The sequence below is a fragment of the Solidesulfovibrio sp. genome (assembly GCF_029978005.1).
Classification (GTDB): Bacteria; Desulfobacterota; Desulfovibrionia; order Desulfovibrionales; family Desulfovibrionaceae; genus Solidesulfovibrio.
Map to the genome: position 1 here is coordinate 101,891 of NZ_JARKOZ010000044.1, position 17,441 is coordinate 119,331.

Annotated in this window: 13 protein-coding genes; 12 read left to right on the forward strand and 1 reads right to left on the reverse strand. The window is 66.0% G+C overall.

What is annotated here, in order from left to right; genetic code table 11:
* Positions 1 to 8 precede the first annotated feature (8 nt).
* Positions 9 to 998, reverse strand: coding sequence for an NAD-dependent epimerase/dehydratase family protein (locus Q1K70_RS04615; protein WP_300156327.1), 990 nt, complete (start codon positions 996 to 998; stop codon positions 9 to 11).
* Between the two features lie 814 nt (positions 999 to 1,812).
* Between Q1K70_RS04615 and Q1K70_RS04620 the strand changes: the two genes are divergently transcribed.
* The 12 genes from Q1K70_RS04620 to Q1K70_RS04675 all read left to right on the forward strand — a co-directional run bounded on the left by Q1K70_RS04620 (position 1,813) and on the right by Q1K70_RS04675 (position 17,441).
* Complete coding sequence (locus Q1K70_RS04620) at positions 1,813 to 2,988, forward strand: TIGR03087 family PEP-CTERM/XrtA system glycosyltransferase (RefSeq protein ID WP_300156329.1); 1,176 nt, start codon at positions 1,813 to 1,815, stop codon at positions 2,986 to 2,988.
* A gap of 6 nt (positions 2,989 to 2,994) precedes the next feature.
* Positions 2,995 to 4,023: a GNAT family N-acetyltransferase gene (locus tag Q1K70_RS04625; protein ID WP_300156349.1), complete on the forward strand. Its 1,029-nt coding sequence runs from the start codon at positions 2,995 to 2,997 to the stop codon at positions 4,021 to 4,023.
* Positions 4,024 to 4,034: 11 nt separating this feature from the next.
* Positions 4,035 to 4,859 carry an ABC transporter permease gene (locus tag Q1K70_RS04630; protein ID WP_300156351.1) on the forward strand — a complete coding sequence of 275 codons (825 nt, stop codon included), beginning with the start codon at positions 4,035 to 4,037 and terminating at the stop codon, positions 4,857 to 4,859.
* Positions 4,860 to 4,917: 58 nt separating this feature from the next.
* Positions 4,918 to 6,141: an ABC transporter ATP-binding protein gene (locus Q1K70_RS04635; protein ID WP_300156353.1), complete on the forward strand. Its 1,224-nt coding sequence runs from the start codon at positions 4,918 to 4,920 to the stop codon at positions 6,139 to 6,141.
* Positions 6,142 to 6,154: 13 nt separating this feature from the next.
* Positions 6,155 to 7,165, forward strand: coding sequence for a polysaccharide deacetylase family protein (locus tag Q1K70_RS04640; protein WP_300156355.1), 1,011 nt, complete (start codon positions 6,155 to 6,157; stop codon positions 7,163 to 7,165).
* Positions 7,162 to 8,394 (forward strand): glycosyltransferase, encoded by a 1,233-nt coding sequence (locus tag Q1K70_RS04645; RefSeq protein WP_300156357.1) that lies wholly within the window; start codon positions 7,162 to 7,164, stop codon positions 8,392 to 8,394. The genes Q1K70_RS04640 and Q1K70_RS04645 overlap by 4 nt, the downstream gene beginning before the upstream one ends.
* Positions 8,391 to 9,803: a glycosyltransferase family 4 protein gene (locus tag Q1K70_RS04650; RefSeq protein ID WP_300156359.1), complete on the forward strand. Its 1,413-nt coding sequence runs from the start codon at positions 8,391 to 8,393 to the stop codon at positions 9,801 to 9,803. Before Q1K70_RS04645 ends, Q1K70_RS04650 begins: the two co-directional genes overlap by 4 nt.
* Complete coding sequence (locus tag Q1K70_RS04655; protein ID WP_300156361.1) at positions 9,794 to 11,401, forward strand: PBS lyase; 1,608 nt, start codon at positions 9,794 to 9,796, stop codon at positions 11,399 to 11,401. Before Q1K70_RS04650 ends, Q1K70_RS04655 begins: the two co-directional genes overlap by 10 nt.
* A complete protein-coding gene (locus tag Q1K70_RS04660) occupies positions 11,398 to 14,214 on the forward strand; it encodes a glycosyltransferase (protein ID WP_300156363.1) in 2,817 nt (938 codons plus the stop codon). Before Q1K70_RS04655 ends, Q1K70_RS04660 begins: the two co-directional genes overlap by 4 nt.
* Before the next feature lie 269 nt (positions 14,215 to 14,483).
* Positions 14,484 to 15,263: a polysaccharide deacetylase family protein gene (locus Q1K70_RS04665; RefSeq protein ID WP_300156365.1), complete on the forward strand. Its 780-nt coding sequence runs from the start codon at positions 14,484 to 14,486 to the stop codon at positions 15,261 to 15,263.
* Entirely contained in the window at positions 15,247 to 16,242 is a 996-nt protein-coding gene (locus Q1K70_RS04670) for a GNAT family N-acetyltransferase (protein ID WP_300156367.1), read from the forward strand. Before Q1K70_RS04665 ends, Q1K70_RS04670 begins: the two co-directional genes overlap by 17 nt.
* Positions 16,239 to 17,441: a glycosyltransferase family 4 protein gene (locus Q1K70_RS04675; RefSeq protein ID WP_300156369.1), complete on the forward strand. Its 1,203-nt coding sequence runs from the start codon at positions 16,239 to 16,241 to the stop codon at positions 17,439 to 17,441. Before Q1K70_RS04670 ends, Q1K70_RS04675 begins: the two co-directional genes overlap by 4 nt.

A 17,441-nucleotide genomic window follows, 5' to 3' on the forward strand; every position in this document is an offset into this window, starting at 1 on the left:
CCGTCGTTTTACCGGACGACCTGGGCTTCCCGCTCAAGGGGGGCGGCGATTTCGCGCATGCCGGCGACGGTCTTGGCCAGGCCCTCTTTGATCGAAATGCCCGGAATCCAGCCCGTGTCGCGCAGAAGCTTCGAATTATCGGCCACGGAGTAACGGATGTCGCCCTGACGCGCCTCGGCGTAGATGGGTTTGTTGGTTCGCTTGGCCATGCGTACGGTCAACCTGGCCAACATGTTGATGCTGACCCCGCAACCGGTGCCTACGTTGTACACCCCGGAAAGCGGCCACCCCCTCATGAAGCCCGCGGCCGTCGTCAAGGCCCGCAGGGCGTCCTCCAGAAAAAGAAAATCCCGTAGTTGCATGCCGTCCCCATGGATGATCGGGGGAAGTCCCGCTTGGGTCCTTTCCAGAAACTTGCGCACCACGCCGTCGTAGGGCCCTGCCTTGGCGCGGGTGGGGCCGTAGATGTTGAAAAAACGCAGGGAACACCCGTATCCCGATTGGTCGATGGCCTGCGACACCAGATACTTGGACAATCCGTAGGGGCTTATGGGATCGCCGGCGTCCGCTTCGAAAACCGGTCTGAGGAGGGGACTGCCGTATTCGGCGGCGGAACCAGCGAAGACGAAGGTCCGGCATTCGTACTGTATGGCCTTGGAATGCAGGAAGCTGGATGCCTCATGATTGACCTTCATGGTCTGCGCGACATGGTCCATGGAATAGGGCACGCTGATAATGGCCGCCAGATGAAATATGGCAGATATTGGAGAATGTTTTTTAATGAGTTGTTCCATGAACAATGTATTTGTTATGGATTTGTTGTGAAATAGAAAGGCCGGATCGCCGATGAAGTCGGTCATGTTGTCTAACGATCCTGAGAAAAGATTGTCGACGCCGATGACGATGCACCCCATCCGAAGTAACCTCTTCGTCAAGTTTGAGCCGACATTTCCTGCGCATCCTGTCACGATACATATTGGCTTGGTTGAGCAGGTCATGAGCTGGCTACCTCGTATGTTGTATGGTTGGTATGGAGCTGTGGCTTGGTCGCCGTGATAAATGTTGAGGATATGCATAATATTGTATGGAACTCGCCAAATTATATAGTTATATTGGTGCGTTGCGATGAGCGTGCGGTTCGCGTTCAACTGTTGCCGCGTTGGTTCGATGTTCGGGGTTGATGTTTCGGATTCCGCTAGAGCAAGCGCCGTGCCTCTGGGGATGGCGCTTAGTATGGTGGAATAATAAACAAAAAAATCGGCGTGTGCCGGGGAGGCGAATTTTGAGGGCCAGAACCGACAGTCTTTGTCGGGATTGCTTACAGAGCGTGCCGAAGGACGAGGTCTCAGGAAACGTGCCGCGGCCAGAGAAGTGCGCGGGGGATGGGCCAGGGTCGCGGCCGATCCGGGTCGCATCGAAAATAGATCGTGTTTGAAGTCTGTTGGAGGAGAAAGACTTTCCCAAAACGATGGGGACTGTGGCCGTCGAGGTTTGCCGACCGGCAGGGCGATGGAGGGCGGCCCGTTGGCCCGGGAGGGTTGGCCCGCATACGCCCGGCGTATGCTCCCGCAGGCGGCGGGGAGGGTCGACGAAGCCGCCGGACGGACGGGAAAAAACAATCGGCGCAAGTCGCGGATTAGGTAGCAGCCCCCATCGCGGGGAATGTTTCGGCGGCGTAGAGAAGCAAAAGGCAAGGGAAGTTATCGGCGGCAGAGTTCTTGTGACCGGAGAACGATGATGCTGCGTGAAGGCACGCTACGATCCACAGGCGATACGCCGACCGTGCATCCTGGCGGAGCGCGGGAAATCCTCGTGTTGTGCCATCGCATTCCCTATCCCCCCCACAAAGGGGATAAGATCAGGTCCTTTCATCTGGTGCGCCATCTGGCCGAACGGGGGTGGCGCATCCATCTCGGCATGTTGGCGGACGACCCGGGCGACCTGATCCACCGCGAGGCGTTGCGGCCTTACTGCGCAAGCCTGGCGGTGCAGCGGATGCCCTGGTGGCGCAGACTGCGATCCCCCTTGGGGGCGATCAGGGGAACGTCGTTTTCCGTGGAATGCTTCCGCGACGGCTCCTTGCAGGACTATGTGGATACGGTCCTGGCTTCGCGGCCAATCGAAGCCGCCCTGGCGGTCAGCGCGCCCATGGCCGAATACCTGCGCGCGACGCCGGGACCTTTGCCGCCGAGGATGCTCCTGGATTTGGTGGATGTGGATTCCGAGAAGTGGCGCGCCTACGCCGGCCGCACCGCCTGGCCGCTCAACCGCGTGTACGCCCTGGAAGCACGGCTTCTTGGCCGGTACGAGCGCCTGGTTTCCGAAATGTTTCAGATCACGCTTCTGGTCACCGAGGCCGAGTCGTCGCTTTTCCGCCGGATCGGCGGCGCGAAGGACAAGGTCCGCACCCTCTCCAACGGCGTCGATCTGGAGTATTTTGTCCCGCCCGATCCCGCCGCACGCGTCCGAGGGCGGACGGTCTTTTGCGGGGCCATGGATTACCGGCCCAACATCGACGCCATGGTCTGGTTCGCCACCGCCGTTCTGCCGCGTCTGCGCCGACGCCTGCCGGAAACCACCCTGACGATCGTGGGGGCCAACCCGACCCCCCCGGTGCGCGCGTTGGCCGCACTGCCCGGGGTGCGCGTGACGGGCGGCGTGGGCGATGTGCGCCCCTATGTCGCCGAGGCGGCCTTGTCCGTGGCCCCCATGCGTCTGGCCCGGGGGGTGCAAAACAAGGTCTTGGAAGCCATGGCCATGGGCAAGGCGGTGTTGGCCACGCCGCAGGCCTTTGAGGGGATCGAGGCCGTCGCCGGTCAGGACCTGGCCGTGGCCCCGGACGACCCCGAGGCCTTCGCCGCAGCCGCCCTGAAACTGCTGCTGTCCCCGGAAGCTGCGGCGAGCATGGGCGCGTGCGCCAGACGGCGCGTGGAGCAAGGCTACAGCTGGTCAGCGCGATTGGCGCCGCTCGAAAACATGTTGGGGTAGCCAGGGATGCGCGTACTTGTCGTCGACGATGCAAAGCGGGAAGCCTGGGACGCGTTCGTGGCCGGCCACCCCAAGGCGACCCCGTTTCACCGCTGGGCCTGGATGGACGCCATCCGCCGCGCCTACGGCTTTGCCCCCACGCCGCTCGCGGCCTGGCGCGACGGCCAGGTGGCCGGTGTGCTGCCCCTTGTGCGCATGCGCCTGCCCGGTCTTCGCGGCTGGCTCGTCTCCTTGCCATATTGTGATTGCTGCGGCCCCCTGGCGGAGGATGCCGCCACAAGGCAGGCCTTGGTGGACCAGGCGCTGGAACAGACCCGCCGGCAGGGCGCGGCCGGGTTGGAACTGCGCCAGTCGCGGCCCGAAGCGGGGGAATGCGCCAAAGTCCTCATCCGCATGGCGCTGCCCCAGGGCGCGCAGCAACTCATGGCTTCCTTCCGGTCCAAACTGCGCAGCCAGATCAACAAGCCCAAGCGCGACGGCCTGACGGCGGCGACCGGCGGCATGGAGCTGCTGTCGGTCTTCTACCGGGTTTTTTCCCGGAACATGCGCGATCTCGGTTCCCCGGTCCATTCCCTGGATTGGTTCAAGGCGGTGCTGCGCGGGTTCGAGGACCTGGCCCGCGTGACCGTGGTCGCCATGTCGGATGGCACTCCGGCCGCGGCCGCCATCTGGATGGTCCAGGGACGGACGGCCTTCGAACCCTGGGCTTCGTCCCTGCGGGAACACAACCGGGCCAATCCCAACATGCTCTTGTATTGGTCCATGCTGTCCCAGGCCGCGGCCGCCGGGGCGGAGGAGTTCGACATGGGCCGTTGCACGCCGGGCGTCGGGACGCACCGCTTCAAACTCCAATGGGGCGGGCGGGAGCTGGGGCTTGCCTGGGAGCGCTTCGCTCCATCCGGCCGTCGGTGGCCGCCAGCTGCAAAACGCAGCCCCGGCGTGTCGCGCCGGGCGCTTGCGGTCTGCTGGAGTCGGCTGCCCCTTGCCGTGGCCAACACTCTCGGTCCGGCGCTTCGGCGCTACATCTCCTTATGAGGAACGATGGCATGTCGCACGTGAAAGCAGCCTTGCGTCTCTGGGACTACAGGGAATTGCTGTCGACGCTGGTCTGGAAGGAAATCGTGGTCCGATACAAGCAGGCCTACCTCGGCATCGCCTGGACGGTGCTCAAACCCGTCATGCTCATGCTGGTGTTCACCCTCATGCGCAGTTTTATCGGCATCGACAGCGGTTCGATCCCGTACCCGGTGCTGACCTTCACCGCCTTGATCCCCTGGGTGTTCTTCCAGGAGGGCGTGGCTTTGGGGGTGAACAGCATCGTGCTCAACGCCGGGTTGGTAAAAAAGATCTATTTTCCCCGCGAAGTGTTCCCCCTGGTGTCCGTCCTGACCAAGATGGTGGAATTTTGCGTGGATTTCGCGGTGCTTTTGGGGCTGATGGCCTGGTATGGACTTTCGCTTACCACCCAGGCCGCCTGGCTGCCGCTTTTGCTGGCCTATCTGGTCCTGACGACCCTGGCCGTGAACCTTGCCGGCGCGGCCCTCAACGTCTTTTACCGCGACGTGTCCCAGTTCCTGCCGGTGGCCATATCCCTGGTGATGTACGCCTCGCCCATCATTTATCCCCTGTCCCTGGTCAAACGGGTGCTTTTGGTCTCGCAAGCCGCCGGAGTCCATTCCGATCTGCTCTATTTCCTTTACACCCTAAACCCCCTGGTGGGCATTGTGGACGCCTTCCAGAGCGTGTTGCTGCGCAACCAACCGCCGGATTTTTCCGTGATATGGCCAGGAGCCCTGTTCGTGGCGATGCTGTTGCCGGCCAGCTACGAATATTTCAAACGCGCGGAGCATTCTTTCGCGGATGTCATCTAGTGTCGCCTCTGCAATCCCCTTGCGCGACACGAACAAATCCGAGGAGCGGCAATCAGCCATGACCGCCATTGAAGTCGTCGCCATGACGAAGGAATTCCAATTGGGGCAGATCGTGACCCTCAAGCAGAGCGTAAGCAACGTGTTGCGCACGGTCACAGGGCGGACCCCGGAAAAGCCGGAGCGGTTCAAAGCGCTGGATAACATCGATTTTTCCGTCCAATCCGGTGAGGTCGTCGGGATCATCGGCTCCAACGGCGCGGGCAAATCCACCCTGCTCAAGATCCTCTCGGGCATTACCGCGCCGAGCGCGGGCGCCGTCCGGGTACGGGGACGGGTGGCTCCGCTCATCGAGGTGGGAGCCGGATTGCATCATGAACTGACCGGCCGGGAGAACATCTACCTCAACGCCTCCATTCTCGGCGTCCCCCGGCGGAAAATCGAAAAACTGGTGGACCCCATTCTGGAGTTCTCGGAGATCAGGCCCTTCGAGGATACGCCGGTGAAGAAATACAGTTCGGGGATGAAGGTCCGGTTGGGCTTCGCCATCGCCACGAACATCGAGGCCGACATCCTCATCGTCGACGAGGTGCTGGCCGTGGGGGACATCGCCTTCCAGCGAAAATGCTTCGATAAGATGGAAGACCTCATCCTCAACCAGAAAAAGACCGTGTTGCTTGTCAGTCACAATATCCGCCAGGTGCAGCGCATCTGCACCAGGGTCCTGCTTTTCGAGTACGGCAAGATCGTCGCCGATGGGCCGACACAGGAAGTATGCCAGACGTTTTTCGAACAAAGCGACAGGATCATTTACGATCGGGCTTCTCCTGTCTGGGGCGATTTCGAGTCTTCGGACGGCTTCGAGTTGCTGTCGCTGTCGATGACCACGCCCGATGGCCAGCCGTTGCGGCGGGTGCACGCCAACGAACCTGTGGAAATCCGCATCCTGTACCGAAACGGCAATCCCCTGGTGCGGCCGAAATTCGGCATCGGCGTGCATACCTCCGATTTCCTTTACCTGACCACCTACGACAGCCGTGACGAGATCTGGATAGACGAGGTCGGCCCCGGCGAACACGAGGCGGTCTGCCGTATTTCCCGGATTCCCTTTACGCCGGGCATCTACTCCCTGCGCCTGGGCGTCAGCGGCGGCGGGGTGGAGAAGCGCATTTTCTACGGCGAGAACCTGCTGAATTTCCAGGTGCAAGGCGATGAGCGCCACCGCAATGTGTCCGGTTCGGAGGGGCTGGTCCTGCTCGACGCGACCTGGCGGCAGCTGGCCTGAGGCGGGGATGGCGATGGATGTAAAATCTCTGACCGAGGCCCTGGCCTGGAGGCTCGAACTCTTCTGGGACAGGCTGGAGCGGTTGCGCACGGCCCTGGTGGTCGTCAACTACCACCGCCTCTACGCCCGGGCTCCGGACACCCCCTTTGATCCGACGGTGTACGGGGGCATCTCCCTCGACTATTTCCGCCGGCAGCTTCGCTGGCTCAGGGACAACGCCCGGATCCTTTCCGAGGAGGAGCTCCTCGACTGCCTCGCGCGGCGGCGCGCCTTCCCCAGGCGCGCCGTGGCGCTCACCTTCGACGACGGCTACCGGGACAACTACGACCTGGCTTTTCCCGCGCTGCGGGAGCGGGGGATGCCGGCCTTTTTTTTCATCCCCACCGGGCCCCTGCTGGATCGGAGATTGGGCTGGTGGGACATCGTGGCCTATCTGGTCCGGCGCAGCCCCGTGCCGGTTCTGGAGCTGGAGGGGGTGCGCCACCGCCTCGACGGGCCATCCGCCAGGCAGGCCTGCATCAACATCCTCCAGGAACGCTACAAGACCTTGCCCGAGGCGAAGACCCGGCATCTGACGGCCTCTTTGGCCGAGAAGCTGGAAACGGCCTTCCCGCCGGCCGCGCTGCAGGACGCCGAACTCATGACCGTGGAGCACCTGCGGGAAATGACAGGGGCCGGCATGGCCGTCGGCGCGCATACCCATAGCCATCGTGTGCTCGCCACCCTGGCGCCGCAGGAGCAACGGCGCGAACTCGTTGAGGGCAAACGCCTCCTGGAGGAGCAGCTGGGGAGGCCGGTCCGTTCCCTGGCCTATCCCGTGGGACGGCGCGACAGTTTCGGCGAGGAGACCAAGCGGATGGCCCGGGAAGCGGGCTACTCCATGGCCTTTTCCCTGTATTCGGGATGCAACCGCCCAGGCTCCCTGGATCCCATGGATATACGGCGCAGCGCCAAGCGCAGGCCCTTCGACGCGTTCACGGCCAGCATCCTGTATCCGGGGCGCGTCTTGAGGGCGGCGCGATGAACGCGGGCACGCGCGGTCGACCGCGACTGGGATATCTGCTGCGCACCTTTCCGGTGCTTTCGCAGACATTCGTGAGCGGGGAGATTCGCGCCGTGTCGGCGCTGACCGGGCATGCGCCGGTGGTGGCGGCCCTTTGCCGCCCCGGGCCGGGCCAGGGCGGCGGATGGAAGCCGGATGCCGGCGACGCCTTGCTGTACTGGCGCGATGTCGACAAGAGGCGGCTGCCGGAACTGGCCCTGGAACACCTCCGGCTTCTGGCCGACGCTCCGGGAAGGGCGCTCGGGTGTCTGCTGCGGCCGGGACCGCAGCCGCTTTCAGCGACGGACCGCATCAAGGCCCCGGCCCTGGCGGCCTTTTTCACCCGGCATGGGGTGACCCATATCCACAGCCATTTCGGCTGGGAACAAGCGGAGATGCTGGCTTACGTGCGCCGGCTGACCGGAGTTCCCTTCAGCCTGACCGTCCACGCCGCGGACATTTTCGTGGAGCCGGACAAGCTGGCCTCCAGGCTGTCCGAAGCGGCCTTCGTCGCCACCATCAGCCGCTATAACAAAAAAATGCTGGTGGAGCGCCTGGGCCTGCCCCGGGAAAAAGTCCACGTGGTGCATTGCGGCGTGGATCTGGCGGCCTTGCCGGTCTGTCCCGCGCCCCGGGGCGCGGTGTCCAGACTCGTGTCCATCGGCCGCATGGTGCCGAAAAAGGGTTTTGACGTGCTGTTGGGGGCGTTGGCCTTGCTGCGCGGCGAAGGCATCGCTTTCGAGGCGGAATTGGTGGGCGACGGGCCGTTGCGCCCGGAACTCACCCGATTGGCTGCGGCGTTGGAACTGACCGGGGCGGTGCGCTTCACCGGCGCCCTGGAACCCGAAGCAGCCATGGCCAGGCTGCGGCGGGCCCATGTCTTCGTCCTGGCCTGCCGCCAGGGTCCGGATGGGGACAAAGACGGCATCCCCGTGTCCCTCATGGAGGCCATGGCCCTGGGACGGCCCGTGGTTTCCACCCGGTTAAGCGGAATCCCGGAGTTGTTGGACGAGGGATGCGGCCTGCTGGCGAAGCCCGATGATCCGGTCTCCCTGGCCGAGAAAATCCTCCTGATACTCCGGGACGGGGACCTGGCCGCGCGTCTGGCCCTGGCCGGACGGGAACGGGTGGAGCGGGAGTTCACCCTGGAAGGGCAGGCCCGGCGGATTGTGGCCCTGGCCGGCGGCTGGCGGGCGGAGGGGCGGACATGAGGATTCTCGTCTGCTGCGCCGATTGGGGCATCCCCCTGGGGGGAAGCGCGGGGTCTTCGGTGCATCTGCGTTGCCTGGCCAAGGCCCTGGCCGGGTTGGGGCACGAGGTGCGGCTGGTGGTCAGCAACGCCGGCGGAGCCGCGAAGCTGTCCATGCCCGTGGAAGTCGTTGCCGAGGAGCGGATCTGGCCAGCCGTGCACGCGCTCATCGAGCGCGTCCGGGGCCGGGCAGGGGAAGCCGCTGTCTCGACGGTAGCGGCTTCGGCGGCCGCAGGCCCGGCCGCGGCCGATGCGGCCAGCCAAGGGGCCCGGAACGTCTCCCGCCGCCCCGCCTCCGGGGGGTCCTGGAAATCGCGCCTCTACTACGAGACGTTGCCGCAGCTTGCGGACCAGGCCCAGGAGTGCCTGTTTCACCCCATTCGGTTCGGCCGGGCCGTATCCCGGATCATGGCTTGTTTCCAGCCTGACGCCGTGTACGAGCGCTACGCCCTGTGCCAGGCGGGTGCGTCGCGGGCGGTGCGCGCGGCCGGGGGGGGCAGGGTGCCGCATGTCCTGGAGGTCAACGCCTCGTTGGCCGACGAGCGGTTCGGCCCGGCGGCGTCCGCCCGGGCCCTGGGCTGGTGGTCCGCCAGGGAGGAGGGGCGTTTGTGGCGCAGGGCCGACCGGGTCGTATGCGTTTCCGAGAAGCTGGGTCAACAGGCCGTTTCCCTTGGGGCCGATCCGGCCCGCGTTCGGGTGATGCCAAACGGCGTGGACTTGGAGGCGTTTCGTCCGGATCGGCCCAAGGGGAGGCTTCGCCGGCTGCTCGGCGTGGATGGGCGGACGATTTTGATCGGCTGGCTCGGGGCGCTTTCCCCGGGCAGGGGCGGCGAGGAGTTTCTCCGCGTGCTGGCCCAGGCGTTGCCCCTTTGCGCCGGGGCGGCGGGTGTCGTCATCGGCGGCGGTCCCCTGGAGGCGGCCTGTCGTCGTCTGGCCGGGGCGCTTGGCATCGCCGAGCGGGTGCGTTTCGTCGGCCCGGTGGATCACGACCGGATTCCGGACCTGCTCGTGGACGTGGATATCGCCGTGTCCTGCTATCCGGGACGCAAGGATTTTTACTTCTCGCCCATGAAGGTGGCCGAGTATCTGGCCTGCGGCCTGCCCGTGGTTTCCGGGCGGACCGGAAGCGGCCGCGAGGCGGTCGCCGACGGCGTGAACGGTCTGCTGGTGGATCCGGGCGTGGCCGGGGCCTGGGGGCATGCCCTGGCGAGGCTTTGCCGCGATCCGGACCTGCGGGCGCGCCTTGGCCGTGCGGCCAGGCAGTCCGCTCTCGCCGGCCCCACCTGGATCGGCAACGCCAGAGTGGTGGAGCAGGAAATCATGCGCTGCCGGGATGAACTCGCGCAGGTGGGGAGGAGGGCATGTCCATGATGGAGCGCTACGTCGCCGTGCTGCCGCAGGCCGGGGATCGGGCAAACGGGCGGGGACCGTCCTTGACGGACCGCCTGAAGGGGCTTTGCGGGCGGAAACGGCTCGTCTTCCCGGCCCTTGGCGCGGACCCGGCCCGGTTGGCCGGGGTATTGTTCGAAAGCGGCGGCGCGCCGGGACGGATCACCGTGAACGGCCGGCCGGCAGACGTGCGCTGGCGTCGGGGAAGGCGTCTGCTTTTGGGGCCGGAACCGTTTTGCCGCGACGAAAACCTTTTGTCCGTCAGCCGGGGAGCCGGCGACGTCGTGCTTTTCCCGGTGGTGGAAGCGCTGGCGGACATCGGGAAGGCGGGCCTTGCGCCGGGATGGCCCTGGCGTCTGCAAACCCTGGATGGCGCGGATTTGGGGCCGGCCTCGGTCCCCGCTCCCGCGCGCGTGCCGGCCGGCGACGTCCTTTCGGGCCTTGCCCGGGGACTTTTGGCCATGATCGCCGAAAACGGGGATGTCTGGTCCTTTTATGACCTGACCGAGAAGACGTTGCGGCTGGCCGGTTGGCGCTGGGACACGGGGATCGTGCTGGAAGCCCTGTCGGCCGCCGCCAGCCGCAGGATCGTCCCGGGCCTCGATGCCGCGGCCCGGGCGGTGGGGGATCGATTGCTGGCCACGCGGCTGACCCATCCGAACTGCCTGGGCGGCTTTCCGGAATGGACGGACCCGCGCTATCGCGAATCGCCGCATGGGGTCAGCCAATGGGTTGTCCCGTTCAATGCCGCCTTCATCGCCTCCGGCCTGAAGCGGCTGGGCAAATACACCGGCGTGCCCGTCTATACGCTGGCCGCCAGGGACGCCCTCCTGCTGGCGGCCTCCTCGGGGCTTACGCCATCGGGCGGGATTTCCGGCTATTACTTCGAGCAGTCCCAGACCTGGCGGTATCTGGGCCAGATAAACGATTCAGGCATCCTGGGCCGCGGCCTGGCCCTGTTTCCCGGGGAATCCTGGTCGGCCGAGGCGTCCTTTCGCGCGGCCGGGTATATCCTCAAGAAGGCGGCCCGCCCCGATGGGCATATCGGCCGGGCCTGGTGGGATCCGGTCGGCGCCTGCAAATCCGGGGACCCTCTTTTTCCGGAGTGGAAAAGCCATCCCCGGCGGGTGGTGCCAAAGGTTTTTCTGCGCGGCCAGGCCTGGGTCCTCATGGGCCTGGCCGGCGCTTTGCGTCTCGGGGCCCCGGGCCTGATCGAACGGGGGGCGCGGCGGCTCGCCGACTTCATCGTCGCCTCGCAGCAGGCCGACGGATCCTGGTTGTACAGCCAGGGACAGCCCGCACTCGGGGCCTGCGCCAAAACGACCGCCGCCCTGGCCCTGGCCCTGGTCGAATGGTCCCGGGCAACGCGGGACACACGGCCCCTGCCGGCGGTGGCCAGGGCGCTTTGCTACCTGGACGCCTGCCGGCGGCCGTCGGATGTCCCGCCCGAATTGGCCGGACTTGCCGTGGACGCCTCGAGCGAAGGCTGCATCATCTATTTTCGGGACCGGCCCGTGGTGTGCGCCTACACGGCCGCCCTGGAGTTGCTGGCCCGCTTGGCCGTGGAGGAGGGGACATGAGAATCCTCCATGCTTGCAAGCATTTCTATCCCCGGGTCACGGGTGTGACCAGCCATGTGGAGCATCTTTCCCGGGAGCAGGCGTTGTCGGGCCATCATGTGGCCGTGGCCACCTGGAACGAGGACGGCCAGGGACATTCTCCCGAGGGGTTGACGGTCCTGCGGGCCGATCCCGGGGCTCAGGACCAATTGATCGGGCTCATGGAGGCCTTTGATCCCGACGTCATCCACGCCCACTCGATCTGGGACGTGTCCCACGCCGCCGCCCGCGCCGCCCGGCGCTTGGGGCGGGCCTACGTGATCACCACCCATGGCACGTGCCATCTCCTGGCGGCCGCCCACGCCGCCGCGTCCCTGAGGCAAAGGCTGCATTGGAATGTGTGGCGTCGGCGCGTGTATTGGCTCGACCTGTTGCGGGGCGCCGACGTGGTCATCGCCCTCAATGCCCTCGAGGAAACCCATGCGCTGACGGCCGGGGTCGCCATCGATCGGATCCTGCGCATCCCCAATGCCGTGGACGCGGAGCTTTTCCACCCCCCGCGCGGCGGAGAGGACTGGCGCAGGAATGCCGACGCGCAGTGGTTCACGGTGCTGTTCGTCGGATCCATGGAGGAGCATAAGGGGATTTTCGACGTCCTCGAAGCGGCCGCGGCCCTGCGGACATGCGTTCCGTTCGCGCGTTGGCTGCTTTGCGGCGACGGCCCCGACCTGGAACGTGCCTTTCTGACGGCGGACGCCAGCGGCGTGACGGATGTCGTCGTTTTCCTGGGCAGGGTGGAGCGGGCCAGGATCCCGGAGCTGTACCAGCTTGCCGATGCGGTGGTGGCGCCTTCGCACATGGAGGCCTTTTCCACGGTGCTGCTGGAAGGCATGGCCAGCGGCCTGCCGTGCGTTGGCACCAACGTGGGCGGCACGCCCTGCATCATCGACCATGACGAGACCGGGTTCCTCATCGCCCGGGGCGACTCCCGGGCTTTGGCGGACAAGGTCGGCTGGCTGGCGCGCCATCCCCGGAAGGCTGCGGCCATGGGGCAGGCCGGACGGGAGAAGGTCAGACGCAATTTCACCTGGCCCCAGGTGGCCGCCCGCATCGAAGGGGCCTACCGCTTGGCCCTGGGCCTCCTGCTGTGCTGCCTGATCCTTTGCCGATCGGCCCTGGCCGCCGATGTCGCGGCGGTGGACATGTTGACCATGCTCGATCCGCTGACCGGCCACGACATGGACGTCCCGGCCAGGGCGTGGCGGCAGGCCAATCCCGTCTGGAACGGGTCGGCGATAACGCTGCGCCTTGCCCGGGGGGAGACGGGGGCCTTTCAACTGGTGCTGTTGCCCGAGGCCGGGGAGCGCCTGGAGGGCATCCGCATCGTGGTGGAATTGTCCGAACAGGTTCCCTGGACGGCCTACCGCGCCTGGCATATCTGGAACGTTCCCGAGGTGGCCGTGCCCATGGGGGACGACAAGCCTTCCTTCGATATTCCGAGCCGGCTGCCCGTCGAGCGCCCCCCCACCGCCGCGTTTCGGGCCTTCCCTATCGTCGTCGAGCTGTCCGCGCCCCGGGGGCTCGAGTGCGACCGGGTGCACGGCCAGGTCCGCGTCACCTGGAAGGGCGGCGGTGCGACCCTGCCGTTGGCGCTGACGGTGCTGCCCCTGACCTTGCCGGTGCACCCAGCCTTCCTCGTGGAGATGAATTCCTACGGCGACTACCTGCGGTTGCTGCCGGCCGATCGGGAAACATTCTTGTCCATCCACCGGCTGTTCCGGCATTTCCGCTGCACCTTCACCCTGGTTCCCTACCGGCAGGCCGGCGACCCGGTCCTGGACTTTCTGACCCCGACCCTGGCGGCGGACGGGAGCCCGGATTTCACGGCCTTCGATGCCGCTTTGGCGGGTCTTTTTACCGGCGCGGCCTTTCCGGACGGTCAGCCGCTTTCCCATTTTCTCCTGCCTTTCCAGGCGCAGTGGCCCGTTCCCCTGAAGATGAACGCTTCGCGCTTCGCGGCGCGAAACGTCGAGTTGCGACAGGCCGTTGCCAGGCATATCGCGATCAAGGACTGGCGGGCCACCCGGTTTCAGGAATTTCACAACGAAAACCCGGAACATGGAGCCAAGGTGCCCTGGCGGCTGGACGAGCCGGTCACGCAACGGGATTTGGCCGGTCACGACCGCTTCCTGGGCTTTCTCGGCCTGGCCTGCGGGGCCGGCGACGGGGCCTGCCCCCTGCACTATCGCATCGATATATCCGACTGGCGTCCTCTTCGCAGGTGGCTGCAACGGCTGGCCGTCAAGGGGGCGAGGGATTGGTCCGTATCGGCCGATCCCGCCTTTCTGGACAAGGAAGCCGTGCGTTTTTTCCGTGAATCGGGCGGAGACTGGCTGTTGGCCTACGGCGAACTGCCGGGATTCCGGAGCAAGGACCGGCCCACGCCCTGGGTGCGCTTCCCGGTGTTCCTGGCGCGATTTTCCACCTTGGGCTTGGACGGCTTCGCGCAATGGCAGGTGGACTGTTGGCGGGACAAATCACTCGAAGGCATTCCCGATGCGGCCGTCCCTCTGTTGTATTCAAATGCCGCCGGAGCCCGGGATCTGATCTGGCCCGGGGCGTACCTGGGACTTGACGGCCCCTTGCCCTCCTTGCGGCTTTTCGCCCTTCGTGAGGGCCTCAACCTGATCGATTACGCGTCCTTGGCGCGGAAATGCCGGCCGGAGATGGCCCGTGTCCTCTGCAGCGCGCTTGCCGGCGTGTCCGACGCCGCGTCGGCCTATGCCCTCAAATCGAGGCTCGCCGCAGTGGCGTCGGGAAGGTGCGGCGAATGAACGCGGCGATGAAACGGGTTGTGGCCAGAAGCTGTCAGGGGCTTGGCGTCGACAGGATTCTGCGGCGGTTGTCGCCGGGCCGGTTCGTGGTGTTGATGTTTCACCGGGTCGTGTCCGCGGCCAGGTTGAAGACCAGCGCCAATGCCTCCCTGATGGTAGCGGAAGGGACTTTTCGCCGGATGGCCGAGACCCTGGCCCGGCGAAGCCATTGCCTTCCTCTGCGCCAGGCCCTCTCCCTGGCCGCAACCGGGGCCAGATACGCCAAGCCCGTGGTGGCGCTCACCTTCGACGACGGATACGGCGATTTCTTCGAGGCGGGTTTTCCCGTTCTCCGCGCGTTCGGCCTTCCGTCGACCATGTTTCTCGCCACGGGTTTTCTCGATCATCCGGATCGTTTTTTTTGGTGGGATGCCGTGGAAGACTTTTTCGCCGGCCCCCGGGACCTGGAGAGGTTTGCCGGCGCGTCACTGCCAGAGGCGTTTTGGCGGGAGCTCTCGGCGGTGTCGCAGACTCCTTCCCTGGCCAGCACCGCGGCGTTCATCAGAGGCCCGCTTCGCCGCCTCGATCCGCGCGCACGCTCGCGCTTCCTGAGGATGCTTCCGGTCCGGGCGGACAGACGGCCGGCCATGCTGTCCTGGGAGCAGGTCCGGGCCATGGCCGCCTCGGGCCTGGTCGATTTCGCCGCGCACGGCGTCACCCATCCCCTTTTGGACGAGATGGAGCCCGGGAGCGCTTTGGAAGAAGTGGCGGCGTCGAAGCGGCGCATCGAGGAGGAGACGGGGCGGCCTGTGACCTCCTTCGCCTATCCTGCCGGGCGCATCCCCTCGTATTACAGGGAAATGCTGGCGCAAGCGGGCATCGATCTGGCCGTGTCCACCCGATTCGGGCCCAATGACGCCCGAAGCGACCCCTTGCTGCTGCGACGGGTGGACGCGCGCTTTTGCTGCCCGGACGAGGTCTTTGATCCTGCGTACTTCATGGCGGTTTGTTCCGGCTGCCTCGACTGGCTTCACGTCCTTCGGGAGGCGAGACATGCCTTGGTCGGTTGATGCCCTGGAGGGACTGCAAAGCGGCGGGGCCGTCTCGGACGCGGCCTCCTGGCTGCGGGCCTGCGCGGAAACCGACGCCGGCGAAACGGTGGTGCTGCGGCAGGGTCGCGTGCTTTTGCCGCTGCACTGGCGGCGGCGGCATGGCCTTGTGGTGGTGGAGGCCCTGGGGCAGGAGCACCGGTCCGTGGCCGGGCCGCTCGGCGTCGGGGAAGAGGGCATGCCGGCCCTGCGGCCCGAGGATCTTCCGCACAAGGCCGACCTCGCCGATTTCCGGCGCTTCCCCGCGGCCTATGCCGACAGTCTGTTTCCCTCGTGCGCCTCCCGGTTGGCGCGCGTCGACATCGAGCGCTTCAAACGGACGCTGGCCGCCGACGAGGAGGCGTTTCTCGCCACCCTTTCCAAAGGGGCGCGCAAGGATCTGCACTACGCGATGCGACGGGTGGAGCGGGTGTTCGGAAAGGACGCGGCGCGCCACGAAGCCGTGATCCTCCAGGCGGCCAACTGGGAGGCGACCTGGGAAAAGGCGGCCGGACTGGCGCGACGCAGCTGGCAGGGAAGAGCCGGGGTATCCGTTTTCACAAGCGGGAAAAGGGAACGCTTTTTAGAGAAATTGATGCAAAACGGCATGATGGTGAAAATGCATTTCTATCGTTGCGGAGACGTTCTGACCGCGGTCGCCATAACGATGGAGACAAACTGTGAAATATTGATTTACGCCCACGAATACCACTGTGCTTATGCAAAGTATCGACCGGGGCATATCCTCAATTTCCACGTCATCGCCGAGGCCCTGTCCCAGGGTATCCCCATCCTTGATTTCGGGGTTGGGGCCACGCGGCATAAATACGAATGGCAGTGCGTTCCGCAGACGTTGTGGAGAGTGCTCGTGCCGTTGAACTGGAAGGGGCGGCTGGCCTTGGCCTATCAACGAGCGCGCTGGGCCTGTGGGGGATTGCGCGACCGGGCGGCGAAGACATGATGGCCACCGCATCCGACAACCCCGTCCCGCGACGGCTTTCCCGCGAGGGGGAGGCCGGGGTCTTGCCCGAAGTCGACGGGCTTCGCCTGGCGCATTTGATTCTCGACATGGGGTTTGGCGGCGCGGAACGGTTGGCCCAGGACGTCGCCATCGCCCTGCAAGAGCGGGGCGCGCGGTGCCATGTCGTCTGTTTCGACGCCATTTCCGGCAATACGGCCCCCCTGGCGCGCCATGGAATTCCGGTCGAACTCATTCAAAGGAAGCAGATCGCCTTCGACAGCCGGGCCTGTTTGCGCCTGCTGCGGCGTTTGAAGGCCCTTGGCGTGCAGCTCCTCCATGCCCACGACCTGTCCAGCCTGTCCTATGCCGTGGCCGCGGGGCTGCTCTTGGGCATTCCCGTGGTCATGACCGAGCACAGCCGCCACTATATCGAGGCGCGCCGGATCAGGCGGCTGGAGAAACGCCTGCTTTGCCTGGGGGTGCGCCGATTGGTCGCGGTCTCGCCGGAACTGGCCCGGGCGAGCGTCGAGCGGGACCATGTCGCGCCTGGCAAGGTCGCGGTGATCGAGAACGGCGTGGACGTGGAACGCTACGCCCGGGCGCAGGGCCGCGCTTTTCGCGAGGAGCTCGCCCTGGGGCCCGGCGAGGCCCTGGTGGGCATGGTCGGCCGGCTGGAGGCGATCAAGGGGCCCGACGTGTTGTTGGAGGCGTTCACCGCCCTGGCCGGGCGCTTTCCCGGGGCCAGGCTGGCATATGTCGGCGAAGGGGGGCTGGGGGAGGCGCTTCGCGCCCGAAGCCAGGCTCTGGGGTTGGCCGCGCGGGTGCGCTTTCTGGGGAGCCGCTCGGACATCCCCCAGGTCATGTCCGGCCTGGACATCCTCGTCCTGCCGTCCCTTTCCGAGGGGCTGCCCCTTGCCCTGCTGGAAGGCATGGCCGCGGGCCGGGCCGTGGTGGCCACGGCGGTGGGGCGGGTCCCGGGCATCGTGCGGCCTGCCTGGGAGGGCGAAAACGGAAGGCTCGTGCCCCCCGGCGATGTCCGGGCCCTCGCCCGGACCCTCATGACCCTGCTCGGGGATGCGCCGTTGCGGGCGAGGCTTGGGCGGGCAGCCCAGGATTTTGTCGCCAGGCGCTACCGCCTGCAGGATACGTTTCGAAACTACCAGACGGTCTACGCCCAGGCCTTGGCCGGGAGAACCTGA